This is a genomic window from Polaromonas sp. P1_E12 (assembly GCF_056405975.1).
Map to the genome: position 1 here is coordinate 92,336 of NZ_JBFUBB010000009.1, position 16,270 is coordinate 108,605.

15 protein-coding genes are annotated in these 16,270 nt (G+C 60.6%); 8 read left to right on the forward strand and 7 right to left on the reverse strand.

Features of this window, described 5'->3' with window-relative positions; all coding sequences use genetic code 11:
- The first annotated feature begins 1 nt into the window (after position 1).
- From AC1D13_RS21655 to AC1D13_RS21685, 7 genes are all read left to right on the forward strand, one after another.
- Entirely contained in the window at positions 2–1,450 is a 1,449-nt protein-coding gene (locus tag AC1D13_RS21655) for a sigma-54-dependent transcriptional regulator (RefSeq protein ID WP_457281064.1), read from the forward strand.
- Complete coding sequence (gene ampD, locus AC1D13_RS21660) at positions 1,419–2,036, forward strand: 1,6-anhydro-N-acetylmuramyl-L-alanine amidase AmpD (protein WP_477666635.1); 618 nt, start codon at positions 1,419–1,421, stop codon at positions 2,034–2,036. Before AC1D13_RS21655 ends, ampD begins: the two co-directional genes overlap by 32 nt.
- Before the next feature lie 442 nt (positions 2,037–2,478).
- Positions 2,479–5,388: a ribonucleoside-diphosphate reductase subunit alpha gene (locus AC1D13_RS21665; RefSeq protein ID WP_457281066.1), complete on the forward strand. Its 2,910-nt coding sequence runs from the start codon at positions 2,479–2,481 to the stop codon at positions 5,386–5,388.
- A 131-nt stretch (positions 5,389–5,519) separates the two neighbouring features.
- Positions 5,520–6,743, forward strand: a complete 1,224-nt coding sequence (locus AC1D13_RS21670; protein ID WP_457281067.1) for a ribonucleotide-diphosphate reductase subunit beta — start codon at positions 5,520–5,522, stop codon at positions 6,741–6,743.
- A 50-nt stretch (positions 6,744–6,793) separates the two neighbouring features.
- Positions 6,794–6,928: a hypothetical protein gene (locus AC1D13_RS21675; RefSeq protein WP_457281068.1), complete on the forward strand. Its 135-nt coding sequence runs from the start codon at positions 6,794–6,796 to the stop codon at positions 6,926–6,928.
- A 14-nt stretch (positions 6,929–6,942) separates the two neighbouring features.
- The gene (locus AC1D13_RS21680; RefSeq protein ID WP_431098248.1) at positions 6,943–7,416 is read left to right on the forward strand and encodes a histone H1-like DNA-binding protein; all 474 of its coding nucleotides are present in this window, start codon (positions 6,943–6,945) and stop codon (positions 7,414–7,416) included.
- Between the two features lie 130 nt (positions 7,417–7,546).
- Positions 7,547–7,900, forward strand: a complete 354-nt coding sequence (locus AC1D13_RS21685; RefSeq protein ID WP_457281069.1) for a DUF167 domain-containing protein — start codon at positions 7,547–7,549, stop codon at positions 7,898–7,900.
- Between the two features lie 82 nt (positions 7,901–7,982).
- On the opposite strand, the gene AC1D13_RS21690 is transcribed toward AC1D13_RS21685, so the two are convergent.
- The 7 genes from AC1D13_RS21690 to AC1D13_RS21720 form a co-directional block, all read right to left on the reverse strand.
- Complete coding sequence (locus AC1D13_RS21690) at positions 7,983–8,885, reverse strand: carbohydrate kinase family protein (protein WP_457281070.1); 903 nt, start codon at positions 8,883–8,885, stop codon at positions 7,983–7,985.
- An 18-nt stretch (positions 8,886–8,903) separates the two neighbouring features.
- On the reverse strand, positions 8,904–10,016 hold the full coding sequence (locus AC1D13_RS21695) for a DUF3426 domain-containing protein (protein WP_477690274.1): 1,113 nt from the start codon (positions 10,014–10,016) through the stop codon (positions 8,904–8,906).
- A gap of 71 nt (positions 10,017–10,087) precedes the next feature.
- A complete protein-coding gene (prmA, locus tag AC1D13_RS21700; RefSeq protein WP_477666634.1) occupies positions 10,088–10,978 on the reverse strand; it encodes a 50S ribosomal protein L11 methyltransferase in 891 nt (296 codons plus the stop codon).
- A 152-nt stretch (positions 10,979–11,130) separates the two neighbouring features.
- Complete coding sequence (accC, locus tag AC1D13_RS21705) at positions 11,131–12,480, reverse strand: acetyl-CoA carboxylase biotin carboxylase subunit (protein ID WP_457281072.1); 1,350 nt, start codon at positions 12,478–12,480, stop codon at positions 11,131–11,133.
- Positions 12,481–12,521: 41 nt separating this feature from the next.
- Positions 12,522–12,977, reverse strand: a complete 456-nt coding sequence (gene accB / locus AC1D13_RS21710) for an acetyl-CoA carboxylase biotin carboxyl carrier protein (RefSeq protein WP_457281073.1) — start codon at positions 12,975–12,977, stop codon at positions 12,522–12,524.
- Positions 12,978–13,322: 345 nt separating this feature from the next.
- On the reverse strand, positions 13,323–13,880 hold the full coding sequence (locus AC1D13_RS21715) for a TlpA disulfide reductase family protein (RefSeq protein ID WP_457281074.1): 558 nt from the start codon (positions 13,878–13,880) through the stop codon (positions 13,323–13,325).
- A complete protein-coding gene (locus AC1D13_RS21720) occupies positions 13,877–14,488 on the reverse strand; it encodes a hypothetical protein (RefSeq protein ID WP_457281075.1) in 612 nt (203 codons plus the stop codon). The genes AC1D13_RS21715 and AC1D13_RS21720 overlap by 4 nt, the downstream gene beginning before the upstream one ends.
- A gap of 273 nt (positions 14,489–14,761) precedes the next feature.
- Here AC1D13_RS21720 and mpl point away from each other — a divergent pair, with 273 nt between their 5' ends.
- A complete protein-coding gene (mpl, locus tag AC1D13_RS21725; protein WP_477690275.1) occupies positions 14,762–16,189 on the forward strand; it encodes a UDP-N-acetylmuramate:L-alanyl-gamma-D-glutamyl-meso-diaminopimelate ligase in 1,428 nt (475 codons plus the stop codon).
- Positions 16,190–16,270: the final 81 nt, after the last annotated feature.

The window sequence follows — 16,270 nt, forward strand, 5'->3', positions numbered from 1 at the left end:
CATGAGCACCCCCATTCCCGTTCCCCAGCAGGCACGTATCCTCGTCATTGACGATGAACCGGATTTGCGCACCCTGTATGAACTGACGCTGCTCAGGGAAGGGTATCGGGTGGAGGCAGCCGGTGACCTGCTGCAGGCCCGGGAGCAGCTCAAGGCGCATCACTTCGATGCTGTGATCACCGATATGCGCCTGCCAGATGGCCTTGGCCTCGAATTACTGCGAGACATGATAGACCAGCAAAGGCCCGAACGATGCGTGGTGATTACGGCCCACGGCTCGGCCGAAAATGCGGTGGAAGCACTCAAGGCCGGCGCGTTTGACTACCTCACGAAACCGGTCGACCTCAAACAATTCCGCAGTGTCGTGGCATCCGCCGTGCAGGGTGCCAAGCATCCTGCACTACAGGCCAAAAGCGATCGAAGCGCACCGGAACACGGCACCGCCCCCTCCGCCCAGAAAAAAAGCGGGGACGGCACCCAGATTCTGCAAAAACTGGTGGGTGAATCTGCCGTCATGCGCGCCGTCAAGTCGCGCATCGTCAAAGTGGCGGGAAGCATGGCGCCGGTCCTCATTCAGGGGGAATCGGGCACCGGCAAGGAACTGGTTGCACGCGCCGTACACGGCTGCAGCCACCGCGCGACAGGGCCTTTTGTAGCCGTCAATTGCAGCGCCATACCCGAAAACCTCCTCGAAGCGGAGTTCTTCGGTGCACGAAAGGGCGCTTACACCGGATCAGCGCAGGACCGGCAAGGCTACTTCCAGGCAGCCAAGGGCGGCACCTTGTTTCTCGATGAAATCGGCGACCTGCCGCTGGCCATGCAATCCAAACTTCTGCGCGCCATCCAGGAGCGCACCGTCAGGCCGCTGGGTTCGCCGCAGGAGGACACCGTTGACGTGCGCATCGTCAGCGCAACGCACAAAAACCTGGCGGCGGAAGCCCAGGAAGGAACATTCCGCCAGGATCTTTATTACCGGCTCAATGTGATTGAAATTGCCGTGCCGGCCTTGCGCGAACGCCGGGAGGATTTGCCGGCACTCTGCAATGCCCTGCTGTCAAGAATCTGCCAGGAGTCCGGCTTCAAGATGCCCGAGTTGACGGATGCCGTGATGGAGCAGCTGCAGTCCAGGCCCTTTAACGGCAATGTCAGGGAGCTGGAAAACATCCTGCACCGGGCCGTGGCGCTCGGCGAAGGAAGCGTGCTGCATTTTGATGCGCCGGTCGAAGAGCACGTCGCCGTCCCGGAAAACCTGCAGGATTATCTGGACGGGCAGGAGCGAAACATCCTGACCAAGGTTTTGCTGGAGACCGGCTTCAATCGTACCGCCGCCGCCGCGAGGCTGGGTTTGAGCCTGCGGCAGATCCGCTACCGCATTGCACGCCTGAATATCGCCACGCCGGGCAATGACGACCTGGCCGATGGACTTGACCCTGCTGATGACCCCGCCTGAAAGCCCCAATGCCCTTCCCCGGCCTTTGTGGCAAAACGGCTGGTACCGCTATGCACGCGCACTGGCTTCGCCCAACTTTGGTCCACGCCCTCCCGGCGCGCAAATCGACCTGATCGTCATCCACTCCATCAGCCTGCCGCCAGGTGAGTTCGGCAATGGCAACGTCGAACGCCTTTTCACCAACCAGCTCGACTGGGAGGCACACGCTTACTTTCAGGGCATTCGCGGCCTGCAGGTTTCATCGCACTTTTTCATCGCCCGAACCGGCGCTCTGTGGCAGTTTGTGAGCTGTGACGACCGCGCCTGGCATGCCGGGGAATCCAGCTACCGCGGACGCACCAACTGCAACGACGATTCCATCGGCATCGAACTGGAAGGCCTTGAGGGAGATACCTTTGAAGCATCCCAGTATGAAACCCTGACCGGGCTATGCGCCTCGCTTCTGCAGCGCTACCCCATTGAGCACATCGCCGGGCACGAGCACATTGCACCCGGCCGCAAGCAGGACCCGGGCCCTGGCTTCAACTGGCCTCTGCTGCAAAACTCGCTGTCGTCACCGGCTAGGTGTTTTCCCGAAATCATGTGACTGGTGCACCTGCACGCACTCACCATTGCGGTGCGTCTTGCTGTTGAAATTTCCGGTTATTTTTACCGCGCCAGCAGTGGCCGGCGCTCTCAACCCAAGCCCGCGAAAAGCCGCGCCACAACGCCGCATCAGCTTCGCAAGCCTGATGGCATCAGGCTTTCAGCGAAGTTGAACGAGCCACCATCAAGCCCTGATCGAGGCGTCTGGAATGGGGCCTAAAAAGCCACAAAACGTAACGGTGCATTCAGTCAGCGATACACTACCTGTAGTGGCTTGTATTCCCTCCATACCCTAGGTATAGTGTCTAAGCCCTAATTCAGTTTGATGTAATTTGGGTCAGGAAATGAAGGAGCAGGTTGATAGGCCTGTGCAATACCTCAATATATCCAGAGACCCCGAACAGCACATCAAACCACCCATAAAACAAAGCAAAGAGGAAGTCATGCAAACTGCACAACACGCGGTGCCCGTCACGTCGAGCGTTCTGGCAAGCAACCCAGCAACCGGCGATACCAACGCGCAAAGCAACCCGCTCGCCCATTACCAGATCATTCGCCGCAATGGCGGCGTGGTGCCGTTCGAACCCAACAAGATCGCCGTGGCCATGATGAAGGCTTTCCTGGCCGTGCATGGCACGCAGGGTGCGGCTTCGGCCAGCGTCCGCGAAACCGTTGACGGCCTGACCCAGGCGGTCATCCGCGCCCTGATGCGTTCGCGCCCAGGCGGCGGAACCTTTCATATAGAAGACGTTCAGGATCAGGTCGAGCTGGGCCTGATGCGCGGCGGCCACCACGAGATCGCCCGCGCTTACGTGCTGTACCGCGAAAAGCGCACGCAAGAGCGCGCACGCCAGCCGCAAACCCAGGCGCCCGCAGCGCCGCTGATCCATGTGACCGACCGCGGCAACCGCGTCGCGCTGGACATCCGCAACCTGCAGGCGTTGATTGAAGCCTCCTGCGCCAACCTGGGCGCGGATATCAAGCCCGACCCGATCGTTGCGGAAACCATGCGCAACCTCTATGACGGTGTGCCCATTGACGAGGTCTACAAGGCGTCCATCCTGGCAGCGCGCACCCTGATCGAGAAAGACCCTGACTACACCTACGCCACCGCACGCCTGCTGATGCACACCATCCGCCGCGAAGTGCTGGGTGAAGAAGTCAGTCAGGAAGACATGGCGATTCGCTACGCCGAGTATTTCCCGCAGTTCATCGCCAAGGGCGTACAAAACGAGCTGCTCGACGAAAAGCTCCAGCAGTTCGACCTGGCCCGCCTGGGCGCCGCGCTCAAGCCCGAACGCGACCTGAAATTCGACTACCTCGGCCTGCAAACCCTGTTTGACCGCTACTTCCTGCACGTGCGCAAACAGCGCATCGAGCTACCACAGGCTTTCTTCATGCGCGTGGCCATGGGCCTGTCGCTCAACGAGATCAACCGCGAAGAACGCGCGATCGAGTTCTATGAAATCCTCTCGTCCTTCGACTTCATGTCGAGCACGCCCACCCTGTTCAATGCCGGCACGCTGCGCTCGCAGCTGTCGTCGTGCTACCTGACGACCGTCGCCGACGACCTGGGCGGCATCTACGACGCCATCAAGGAAAACGCGCTGCTGTCCAAATTTGCCGGCGGCCTGGGCAATGACTGGACGCCTGTGCGCGCCCTGGGCGCCCATATCAAGGGCACCAACGGCGAATCGCAAGGCGTCGTGCCTTTCCTCAAAGTCGTCAACGACACCGCCGTGGCGGTCAACCAGGGCGGCAAGCGCAAGGGCGCCGTCTGCGCCTACCTGGAAACCTGGCACCTGGATATTGAAGAGTTCCTGGAACTGCGCAAGAACACCGGTGACGATCGCCGCCGTACGCACGACATGAACACCGCCAACTGGATTCCCGACCTCTTCATGCGCCGCGTGATGGAAAAGGGCAGCTGGACGCTGTTCTCACCGTCGGACACACCCGACCTGCACGACAAGTTCGGCAAGGACTTCGAGAAAATCTACACCGCCTACGAAGCCAAGGCCGAGCGCGGCGAAATCAAGCCATCCCGCAAGCTGCAGGCCACCGACATGTGGCGCAAGATGCTGTCGATGCTGTTTGAAACCGGCCATCCCTGGATCACGTTCAAGGACGCCTGCAATGTGCGCTCGCCGCAGCAACACACCGGCGTCGTGCACTCGTCCAACCTGTGCACCGAAATCACACTCAACACCAGCGACACCGAAACTGCTGTCTGCAACCTCGGCTCGGTCAACCTCGTCCAGCATCTGAAGGACGGCGCAGTCGACCACGAGAAGCTTAAAAAGACCATTACCACGGCCATGCGCATGCTGGACAACGTGATCGACATCAACTATTACGCCGTCAAGAAGGCCCGCGATTCCAACATGCGCCACCGCCCTGTGGGCCTGGGCATCATGGGTTTCCAGGACTGCCTGTACGAGCTGCGCGTGCCTTACGCTTCCCAGGAAGCTGTCGAGTTCGCCGACAAATCCATGGAGGCTGTCTGCTACCACGCTTACTGGGCATCGACCGAACTGGCCAAAGAGCGCGGTAAATATGCCACGTACAAAGGCTCGCTCTGGGACAAGGGCATCCTGCCGCTGGATACGCTGGACATGCTGGCCGAGCAGCGCGGCGGCTATGTGGAAGTCGACCGCTCCGCCAGCCTTGACTGGGACGCTTTGCGCAAGAAGATTGCCAAAGACGGCATGCGCAATTCCAACTGCGTGGCCATTGCGCCCACAGCCACCATCTCCAACATCATTGGGGTGGATGCTTGTATCGAACCCTGCTTTGGCAACCTGTCGGTCAAGTCCAACCTGTCGGGTGAATTTACCGTCATCAACCATTACCTGGTCCGCGACCTGAAGCGCTTGGGCCTATGGGACGACGTGATGGTGGTGGATCTGAAGCACTTTGACGGCTCCCTGCGCCCGATCGATCGCGTACCGCAGGACGTCAAAGCGCTCTACGCCACGGCGTTTGAGATTGAAACTTCCTGGATTGTCGAGGCGGCAGCGCGCCGCCAGAAGTGGATTGATCAGGCACAGTCGCTCAACATCTACATGGCAGGCGCTTCGGGCAAAAAGCTCGACGACACCTACAAGCTGGCCTGGCTGCGCGGCCTCAAGACGACTTACTACCTGCGCACGCAAAGCGCGACGCACGCCGAGAAGTCGACCGTGACCGCGGGCAAGATGAACTCGGTGTCATCGGGTACCGCGACGGCAGGCGGCGGCATGAGCGCGCTCGAAGCGGCAGCCGCCGCAGCGCAGGCGCAGATGAGTGCATCGCCCGCGACCGACATCAAATTCTGTGCAATCGATGACCCAGGTTGCGAGGCCTGCCAATAAAACACCGAATCGTGCGCTGAGCTTCATCGCACGATTCGATGTAATTGAGCAACACAATTTTGTAGCGATGTGAATGAACACTTTTCATTTTGTATCGCTGCTTTCATAATCCCAAAGTATTGGAAACCTCTATGTTGACCTGGGACGAAGAAGTCAAACCATCTTTGCAAACATCTCACAACAGCGGCTTGCCTGAAGGCCGCTCGATGGAACTTCCGCCTCTTTCTTTGAACACTGCCGAGCAGCCCCAGGCGCAAGTGCGCATGCTCAACGACGGCGCGTTCGCACCTGTGCAAGCTGCAGCACCTTCTACGTCTGCCGCCGCACCCGCCAAGGCACAACGCGTCAAGGCCTCCGACAAACGCATCATTAATGGCCAGACCGACGTCAACCAGCTGGTGCCGTTCAAATACAAGTGGGCTTGGGAAAAATACCTCGCCACCTGCGCCAACCACTGGATGCCGCAGGAAGTAAATATGACGCGCGACATCGCGCTCTGGAAAGACCCGAACGGCCTGACCGAAGACGAACGCCGTCTGGTCAAGCGCAACCTGGGTTTCTTCGTGACCGCCGACTCGCTGGCAGCCAACAACATCGTGCTGGGCACCTACCGCCACATCACCGCACCCGAATGCCGCCAGTTCCTGCTGCGCCAGGCTTTTGAAGAAGCCATTCACACCCACGCCTACCAGTACATCACTGAATCACTGGGCCTGGACGAAGCCGAAATCTTCAACGCCTATAACGAAGTGCAATCGATCAAGGACAAGGACCAGTTCCTGATTCCTTTCATTGAAGTGATTTCCGACCCTCACTTCAAAACTGGCACTACCGAAGCTGACCAGACCCTGCTCAAGTCGCTGATCGTGTTTGCTTGTCTGATGGAAGGCCTGTTCTTCTATGTGGGCTTCACGCAGATTCTTGCCCTGGGTCGCCAGAACAAGATGACCGGCGCCGCCGAACAGTACCAGTACATCCTGCGCGACGAGTCCATGCACTGCAACTTCGGCATCGACCTGATCAATCAGCTCAAGCTGGAAAACCCCCATCTCTGGACGGCGGACTTCAAGGCCGAAATCAAGGCATTGTTCATGAAAGCCGTCGAACTGGAGTACCGCTACGCCGAAGACACCATGCCGCGCGGCGTGCTCGGCCTCAATGCGTCCATGTTCAAAGGCTACCTCCGCTACATTGCCAATCGCCGTGCCACGCAGATCGGACTTGAAACTCTCTTCCCCAACGAGGAGAATCCGTTCCCATGGATGAGCGAAATGATCGACCTGAAAAAAGAGCGTAACTTCTTTGAAACCCGTGTGATCGAGTACCAGTCCGGTGGTGCCCTTTCCTGGGATTGATTGACCAGAAAAATACGCGAGACAAGCGAACAATGATTTCAAGAATTGCAATGACCAGTGACAGCACCGAAGAGTGCGCGTTGGGCTTTGCTCCTGTGTTCGCGGCGCTGGGACCGGTTTATCCGGGGCCCAACGCCGTGAATCGCTTTACGTACTCCAACCGTGAAGTGCTCTTTGCAACGTGATCAAGGAGAAAACTATGGCAACTGCGAAAAAAACTGCGGCTAAAAAAGCTGCTCCAAAGAAAGCCCCTGCGAAAAAAGTAGCGGCTAAGAAGGCTCCTGCGAAAAAAGCAGCAGCGAAAAAAGCTCCGGCTAAAAAAGCTCCAGCGAAAAAAGTAGCGGCCAAAAAGCCAGCTGCGAAAAAATCGCCAGCGAAAAAGCCAGCAGCCAAGAAGGTAGCGGCCAAGAAGCCAGCAGCGAAGAAAGCTGCAGCGAAAAAGCCAGCAGCCAAGAAGGCCGCGAAAAAGGTAGCGAAGAAACCAGCGGCGAAGAAAGCCGCTGCGAAAAAGCCTGCCGCCAAGAAAGCAGCGAAAAAGCCCGCTGCGAAGAAAGCCGCGAAAAAACCTGCTGCCAAAGCTGCGAAAGCACCCGCTGCAGCGGCTGCCCCTGCGGCTCAGACTACTCTGAACCCGCAAGCTGCCTGGCCGTTTCCGACAGCCAGCAAGCCGTAAGCAGTAAGGTAATTCTGCTTAGAGCCCGATATCGAAAGATGTCGGGCTTTTTTCATGGCTGGGCCGTTCCTGAGGCCATCCACAATTGACACCCCTGACCCCTGTTTACCGCCGCCGGACCACTCCAGCCATGAAACCGTTCCCCGCGCTGCCCGAACTTCCTTTTCTGCGACGGGAAAAGAATGGGGACGTTCTGATCGACATCCATGTGGTGCCCAACGCCGCCAAAACCGAGATGATGGGCCTGCATGGAGAGGCCGGCCAGCAGGCGCTGCGCCTGCGGCTGCAGGCACCGCCCGTGGACGGCAAAGCCAATCAGGCGCTGGTGAAGTGGCTGGCCGGTTGCCTCGGCGTTCCGCAGCAGGCGGTCACGCTGGCCCGCGGAGAGGCTTCAAGGCGCAAGCAGTTGCGCGTCAGCGCTGCAGCGGCAAGCCAGGCTGCGTGGAATGAATGGCTGAAAGCACTGGACCACCGCGAGCCATAGCCCCACGTAAAGCGCCGCGAGAAGTAGGCGAAAGGGGGCGTAGCTATTAATTCGATAGCTTCTTGCGCCCGTCCAGTCACGCTCAATCGCCGATTTTCTCTGAATTCAGCGTGTAGTTCTGGCCGCCGCGCGTCGCGATCTTGTGTGCACCTACCCGGTTGCCCAGCGCGGCGCAGCGGTCCAGCGCCCAGCCTTTTTCCAGGCCAAACAGCAAAGCGCCGCGAAAGGCATCGCCGCATCCCGTCGGGTCGACCACAGTTTCGGCTTTCACCGGCGGCACGAGGGTTTTCTCGCCGCCAATCCAGACCTCGCAACCTTCCGCGCCCAACGTCACCACCAGGCCCTGCACCCGGCGGGACAATTCGGCGCATGACAGGCCCGTGCGGTCACACAGCATTTTGGCCTCGTAATCGTTGACGGTCACCCAGGTGGAAAGTTCCACAAAGTGGGAAAGCTCCTTGCCGTCAAACATGGGAAGGCCCTGGCCTGGATCAAAAACGAAGGGGATACCAGCCAGCTTGAACTGCTCGGCATGCTGCAGCATGGCATCGCGCCCGTCAGGCGAGATAATGCCCAGCTTGATGTCATCGCGTGCGTCAATGCGGGTGACATGGGCCTGCATCATGGCACCCGGATGAAAAGCCGTGATCTGGTTGTTGTCCCGGTCGGTCATGATCATCGCCTGGGCGGTGTAGGTGTCGCCCACCTGCCGCACAAATTCCGTGCTGATGCCCAGCGTCTTCATGCGCTCCACGTACTCAGCGCCGTCGCTGCCGACCGTGGCCATGGGCAGCGGCTTGCCGCCAAGCTGCTGCAGGCTGTAGGCGATGTTGCCGGCGCAGCCGCCAAATTCACGGCGCAGCGCCGGCACCAGAAACGACACATTCAGAATATGCAGTTGATCGGGCAGTATCTGCTCCGAAAAGCGCCCCTCAAAGGTCATGATGGTGTCAAACGCCAGGGAGCCACAAATAACAGCAGACATTCAGTTCTCTCGTTTCAATCAGGGGTAAAAAACCAGGACACGATAGCCAGCCACTCGCAAGGGAGCCGCCGGCGCAGAAGACGGCGGCGACGCTGCAGCTGCAGTGTCCGGATCACCGGATATTTTCATGATGACCAGGCCGGGCATTTCGGAGCGGGGGGCCAGGGTCGGCGATTTGGCGCCAAACTGTGCCGGCGTCAGGATGCGGCGCACCACGGCCTGGTCCTGCGAATCGGTCAGGGTCACTTCCAGGGAAGGCATTTCCAGAAGCGTCACACCCGTGTTTTTGAGCGTAAAACTGAGGCGATAGGCATCAGGGCCGATGCGGTTGAAGGTGGAGCTGTCTATGACCAGCGACTCGATATGCCGCGGCGCACGAATGTCACAGTGCAACTGGCCGCAAATACCCTGAAGCGCCGGCACGAGCCGGGGCTCCAGGGCGGCCAGCGTGTCCCTTTGCTGGACAGCCCACTGCAAGACCAGCACGGCCAGCAGCAGCAGGGATAACAAGGCCATAGTCCACCGGGTCAGCGGCCGTTTCCAGAACGCCTTGCGCTTGGCCTCCCGCACAAAAGACACATCGTGCTCCACGCGCGAATCCGGCATGCCGGAGTCCACGTCCGAAAAGGCAAAACTGGAATCATCATCGACCGCCGGACGCACCATCACCGGCCGGCGGGCTGGCGGCTCATCCGGCAACACGCTATCGGGCAGTTCCATCGGATCCTGCTGACGTTCCTGTTGAGCCCGCTTCCAGCGTCCAGGGTCAAAATCAGCCGCACTGTCCTGCGCATCATCGGCAGGGCCAGTGCCGGAAGGCCTTAGCGGCACCCGGTCGGCAAATGACCTGGCCGGCGCCCATTTCTGTGGGTCCGCAGCAGCGGCAACAGCCACGACTGGCGGCGCCGGCGCAGAAGGGACAAATTCCGGCAGCGGCATGGGTTCGGTGTCCGCGACCGCAAACGGTACGGCGGGCACGGGCGATGCCATGTCACGCGGCAGCAGATGCGCGGACGCATCAAAGACTTCAGCGCAATGCCCGCATCGCACCCAGCCCTGTGAGACTTTGAGTTGGTCGGTCACGACTTTGAACATCGTGCCACATGCGGGGCAGCGCGTAATCAGGCTCATTTAGCGCTGTATTGTAGGGGGCTCACCCCCGCTGACGGCCTGAAAACCGCCAGGCACCGGGTTGAGCCGGCTCAGAAGCCGGCGGTCATCAAGATCCAGCCTTCTTGCGCATCGTGCACGGTGAGCTGGCAATAGGGTGCGTAGGCCTCTTTCAGTTCTTCAGCCTGGCGCTCCAGAATGCCGGCCAACACGAGATGGCCGCCCTTTTCGACATGTGCGCACAGCAGCGGTGCCAGCACTTTCAGCGGTGTGGCCAGGATGTTGGCCAGCACGGTCCGGTATTGACCGGACGCCTTGTCGGGCAAGCCAGCGTTGAGCGCCACATGGTTGGCTTCGGCATTGGCGCGCGTCGACTCTACGGCAGCCGGGTCGATATCGACAGCGTCGATGTCCAGCCCGCCGAACTTGGCCGCACCAATGGCCAGGATGCCCGAGCCGCAGCCGTAGTCGAGGACACGACCTAGATCTTTTCCGTCTGAGCCCTGGCTTGCAATCCATCGCAGGCACATGCGCGTAGTGGGATGGGTTCCGGTGCCGAAGGCCAGCCCCGGGTCCAGGCGAATGACTTGTTTGGCCTCGGCAGGCGGCTCATGCCAGGTCGGCACGATCCAGAATTCGGGCGTGATGTCCACCGGGGTGAACTGCGACTGCGTCAGGCGCACCCAGTCTTGTTCCGGCACAGGCTGAACAGCCACCACGCTGCAGCCGGCAAAGAAATCTTGCGCCGCCAGCACACCGGCCGCGTCTCGTGCCAAGGCTTCGGTGGCAAACATTGAAACGATGCGCGAACGCTCCCAACCCGGCTTGGGCGGCGGCATGTCAGGCTCACCAAACAGCGCCTGCTCAGCCGGCGTCTGCGCGTCAGCGTCTTCCACCGACACGCTGAGCGCATCCAGCGCGTCAAGCGCCTCGCTGAGGGTTTCGACTTCATCGACAGGGGCCAGCAGGATCAGTTCAAACATGGTTTAGGCGCACTGGTTGGTTTCGACAATGGCAACCCTTGCAAGCAGGGGCCGCGGAACCGGCTTTGCCGGGCCGCAGGCGCAGCGGCCCCCTCGGGGGGCAGGAAGCTACACGAAGTGAGCGACCGTGGGGGCCACATCCACCGTGGGGGCTAACGCTCTCGCTTTGACAACCACTCTTCAAGGTAGTGAATGTTGGTGCCGCCGTCCATGAACTTGGCATCCACCATCAGCTCGCGGTGCAGCGGGATATTGGTGTTGATGCCTTCCACCACGGTTTCAGCCAGCGCCGTGCTCATGCGGGCCAGCGCCTGCTCCCGCGTATCGCCGTGAACAATGATCTTGCCGATCATGGAGTCGTAGTTGGGCGGCACAAAATAGTTGGCGTAAATGTGCGAGTCCACCCGCACACCCGGCCCACCCGGTGTGTGCCAGGTCGTGATACGGCCCGGCGAAGGGACAAACTTGTAGGGATCTTCCGCGTTGATGCGGCATTCGATTGAATGGCCTTTGAGCTGGATATCGCGCTGGGCAAAAGGCAGCTTTTCACCGGCCGCCACCATGATCTGGGTGCGCACGATGTCCACGCCGGTGATCCATTCGGTGACGGGATGCTCGACCTGGACACGTGTGTTCATCTCGATGAAGTAGAACTCGCCGTTTTCGTAGAGGAACTCAAAGGTGCCCGCACCGCGGTAGCCGATTTTCTTGACGGCCGCGACGCAGCGCTCGCCGATGCGCTCAATCAGCTTGCGGGGGATGCCCGGTGCCGGCGCTTCTTCAATGACTTTCTGGTGGCGGCGCTGCATGGAGCAATCGCGCTCACCCAACCAGACCGCGTTTTTGTGCTGGTCGGCCAGGATCTGGATTTCGATGTGCCGCGGGTTCTGCAGGAATTTCTCCATGTAGACCTCGGGATTGCCGAAGGCCGCGCCGGCTTCGGCCTTGGTGGTCTGCACCGCGTGCAGCAAAGCCGCTTCGGTGTGCACCACGCGCATGCCGCGCCCGCCGCCGCCGCCGGCCGCTTTGATGATGACCGGGTAGCCGACCTGCTTGGCAGTGCGCTTGATGACGACCGGGTCATCGGGCAAGGCACCTTCAGAGCCAGGTACACAGGGCACACCGGCCTTGATCATGGTCTGCTTGGCCGAGACCTTGTCGCCCATGATGCGGATCGACTCCGGCGTGGGGCCGATGAACTTGAAGCCGCTTTTTTCCACGCGCTCGGCGAAGTCGGCGTTTTCACTCAGGAAACCGTATCCGGGGTGGATGGCTTCAGCATCCGTCACCTCGGCGGCCGAGATGATGGCGGGCATGTTGAGGTAGCTGTCTTTGGAAGGCGCCGGGCCGATGCAGACCGACTCGTCGGCCAGCTTGATGTATTTGGCCTCGCGGTCAGCTTCGGAATAGACCATCACGGCCTTCACGCCGAGTTCGCGGCAGGCGCGCTGGATGCGCAGGGCAATCTCACCCCTGTTGGCGATCAGTATTTTCTTGAACATGCGTCGGTAAGCCTGGTTTGGAAAGGAGGCAAGGCGCCCGCTTACTCAATGATGAAGAGGGGTTGGCCGTATTCGACAGCCTGGCCGTTTTCCGAAAGGATCTTGGTGACGGTGCCCGATTTGTCGGCTTCGATCTCGTTGAGGATCTTCATGGCCTCGATGATGCAGATGGTTTCGCCTTCCTTGATGACGCTGCCGAGTTCGACAAAAGGCTTGGCGCCGGGGCTGGCAGAGCGATAAAAAGTGCCCACCATGGGCGACTTGACGGCATGGCCGGCGGGGGCTGCGGGCGCTGCTTCGGCAACCGGTGCGGCAGGCGCGCCGGCCGCGGGCGCCGCTGCGGGAGCTGCTACCATGGCAACCGGCTGCTGCATCACCAGGGGAGCGCCGCTGGATTTGACAATACGCACCTTGCCTTCGGCTTCAGTGATCTCCAGCTCGGAGACGTTGGACTCTGAGACGAGGTCAATCAGGGTCTTGAGTTTTCTTAAATCCATAGGTTCTCTCCAACGACGGTAGATGCTGGCGCGGGATCTCGGCGCAGCTTTTTTGACTGAAAGGCTGGAAACGGAAGGCACTTGACGCGGCCACCGATCTTCCTTCTTTTTTCACTTACTTTCTGCTTTTACGCTTTAAAGCGCTTATCAGTTAATTACTGCGGGGACGAGCCAGGCGGCTTACCCCGGGAAAGCGCAGAGTGTACATCAAGCCGGAGGCCATTCCCCACCGTCTGGCGGCTGGCCGCTCTGCCTCAAAAACCCCGCGGAAGATGCCGTTAGAAGCTGTTCCCGACTGTTACCGAAGGTTTCGATGCAGCACGGCCCATCAGCAATGTTCTGCCGCTAATTGAGCTTGGCCCAGAGCGCCAGGTCTTCCGGCAGGACTTTGCCGATCTTGCGATGAAGCAGTTCGCCGGAAGCGCTGAACACCGCGGTAAAAGGCAGGCTGCCTGCGAGATTTCCCAGCGATTTGCTGAGATCGGTTCCGCCCAGACCGGCCATGCCGACCGGAAAATGCAGCGGCTTGGTTTGCAGCCAGGTTCGCACCGCGCTGGGCTGGTCGACAGCCAAACCCAGCACTTGCAGGTTTTTATCGCGATTTTCCTGGTAGAAGTAATCCAATAATGGCAACTCCTCCACACAGGGCGGGCACCAGGTGGCCCAGAAATTTACCAACAGCAGCTTGCCGCGAAAGCTGCTCATGGACAGGTTCTTGCCGTCGGGCGTGTCGAAGTTCAGGCTCCAGAATGCGTCGGTCGCGCTGCCAGATGTACTGCCGGGAGTGGGCGCCACCACTTTTTCATCCACCGCGTGAGGCTGGAATTTCCACCAGGCGACGCCTGCACCGGCCAGGCCGGCCAAGGCGGCGGCACTGCCATAAAGCATGTTTCTGCGGTTCACGTGTCTGAAGTTCCGGGTTGGGGGGAAAGCAATTTTTGCACGGCAGCCAGGTCCCCCCGCGGGGTCCGTCCCTTGGCGTCGGGCCTGAGGGCGCCCCGCAGGTCGTCGTGGTCATAGACCATCAGATGCACGCCCACCGTCTCGTTCAAAGGTTTGCACACACTTCGCAGACTGAGCGCTTCCACGCTGTCACCGGTGAAGCCGGTCACGGTACGCGGCTCGTAGTCCACATTGTGCTCAATCAGGGCAATCTCGGCTGATTTGGGGTCATCGCAAAACAGCTGGATATAGATGTCGGACAGCCGCGTGGCCGTACCGTGCCAGACGGCGCCGCCCAGGTAGGGCCGAAATTGCACTAGCCGTTCCATCCAGACCAGCGCCAGTTCACGCAGCGCTGCCAGCTCGGCGGGCTGGGTGTCGGCACAGAAAAGCGCGATGTATTCGCGGACAGCGTCTTCCAGCTCGTCATTGCCCGGCAGTTCGGTACGGGCGGGCAATGCCATCTGTTTGACGGCGCGGCGTTTGGCCGGACCATATTCCAGCCCTTCTTCCACCACCAGCGCGGCGGCCGTGGCGGCGATTTCGGATTTAAGGGTATGAGGTGTCAAGATCGGCTGGCTTCGACCAGGCAAGGCCAAATCGAAGGTCAATGGGTGATGCGGATAAATGATACGGGTGCGGGCGAAGCGATTGTGCCCCGGGTTGGGTTCCCGCCAGACGCTAAAGTTCACCCCCGCCCACGGCACACCCTGTTGCTATGAAATCAATAGCTGGTTGCGCCCGTCCACATTGACCAGGAGGCGCTTTTTCCTTGAATTTCCGCGCAGCCACCGGATCCAGGTCTGTGGGGCCCGCGGATAGCCCTGCCTAGAATACAGGCCATGCACATACATATTCTGGGAATCTGCGGCACCTTCATGGGGGGCCTGGCCGCCCTGGCGCGGGAAGCCGGGCACAAAGTGACAGGCTGCGACACCGGCGTCTATCCGCCCATGAGCGACCAGCTGCGCGGTTTGGGGATTGAGCTGATCGAGGGCTACGGCGCCGACCAGATGGCCTTCGAGCCCGACGTGTTCGTGGTCGGCAACGTGGTGTCCCGTGCCCGGCTTGCCGATGGCAGCGCGAAATATCCGCTCATGGAAGCCATTCTGAACAGCGGCAAACCCTACACCAGCGGCCCGCAATGGCTCTCGGGCCACGTGCTGCACCACCCGACCCACCACCCGACCGGGCCACGCCATGTGCTGGCAGTGGCCGGCACGCACGGGAAGACCACCACCACGGCCATGCTGGCCTGGATTCTCGAAGCTGCCGGGCTGAAACCGGGTTTCCTGGTCGGCGGCGTGCCGCTGAACTTCGGTGTATCCGCCCGGCTGGGCGAAGGCAATACCTTTGTCATTGAAGCCGACGAATACGACACGGCCTTTTTCGACAAACGCAGCAAGTTCGTGCATTACCGCCCACGCACGGCCATCCTGAACAACCTTGAGTTCGACCACGCCGACATTTTTGACGACCTGGCGGCCATCGAACGGCAGTTCCACCATCTGGTGCGTACCGTGCCTTCGCAAGGCCGCGTGGTCGTCAATGCCGCCGAAGCCAGCCTGCAGCGCGTGCTGGCCCAAGGCTGCTGGAGTGAGCAACTGCTCTTCGGCAACGGCCTGCTGAACAAGAGCGGCTTCATGGCCCACGGCGAGCCGCACGATTTTCACGTGCTCAAGGCTGGCGAGGCCGTGGCCCATGTGAAATGGGGCATCAGCGGCGTGCACAACCAGCTCAATGCGCTGGCCGCCATCGCGGCGGCCGAGCATGTGGGCGTGGCGCCCGAGGCCGCGGCCCGGGCACTGGCGGAGTTCCAGAACGTCAAACGCCGCATGGAAGTGCGCGGCGTGATCCCGCGCAAAGGTGGCGACATCACCGTGTACGACGACTTCGCCCACCACCCCACCGCCATCCACACCACGGTAGACGGCCTGCGCCGCCAGCTGCAAAGCGCCGGCCGGGGCAGCGAACGCATCCTCGCCATCTTCGAGCCGCGCAGCAACACCATGAAACTGGGCGCCATGACGGCCCAGCTGCCCTGGAGCCTCGAGCAAGCCGACCTGGCTTTCTGCCACGCCGGCGGACTGGACTGGGATGCGCGCGCCGCGCTGGCCCCCATGGGCGAACGCGCCCAAGTGGCCGGCACCATTGACCAGCTGCTCGAGCAGGTGCTGGCCGCAGCGCGGCCGGGCGACCATTTGCTGTGCATGAGCAACGGCGGGTTTGGCGGGATTCACGTAAAACTGCTGCAGGCGCTGAAAGCGTGACGGCGAGAATGCCGTGAACTGAAACTTATCTTGCTATTAATTTAGTAGCAATCAGCGCATGATTGGCACTGGCTAGAGGCC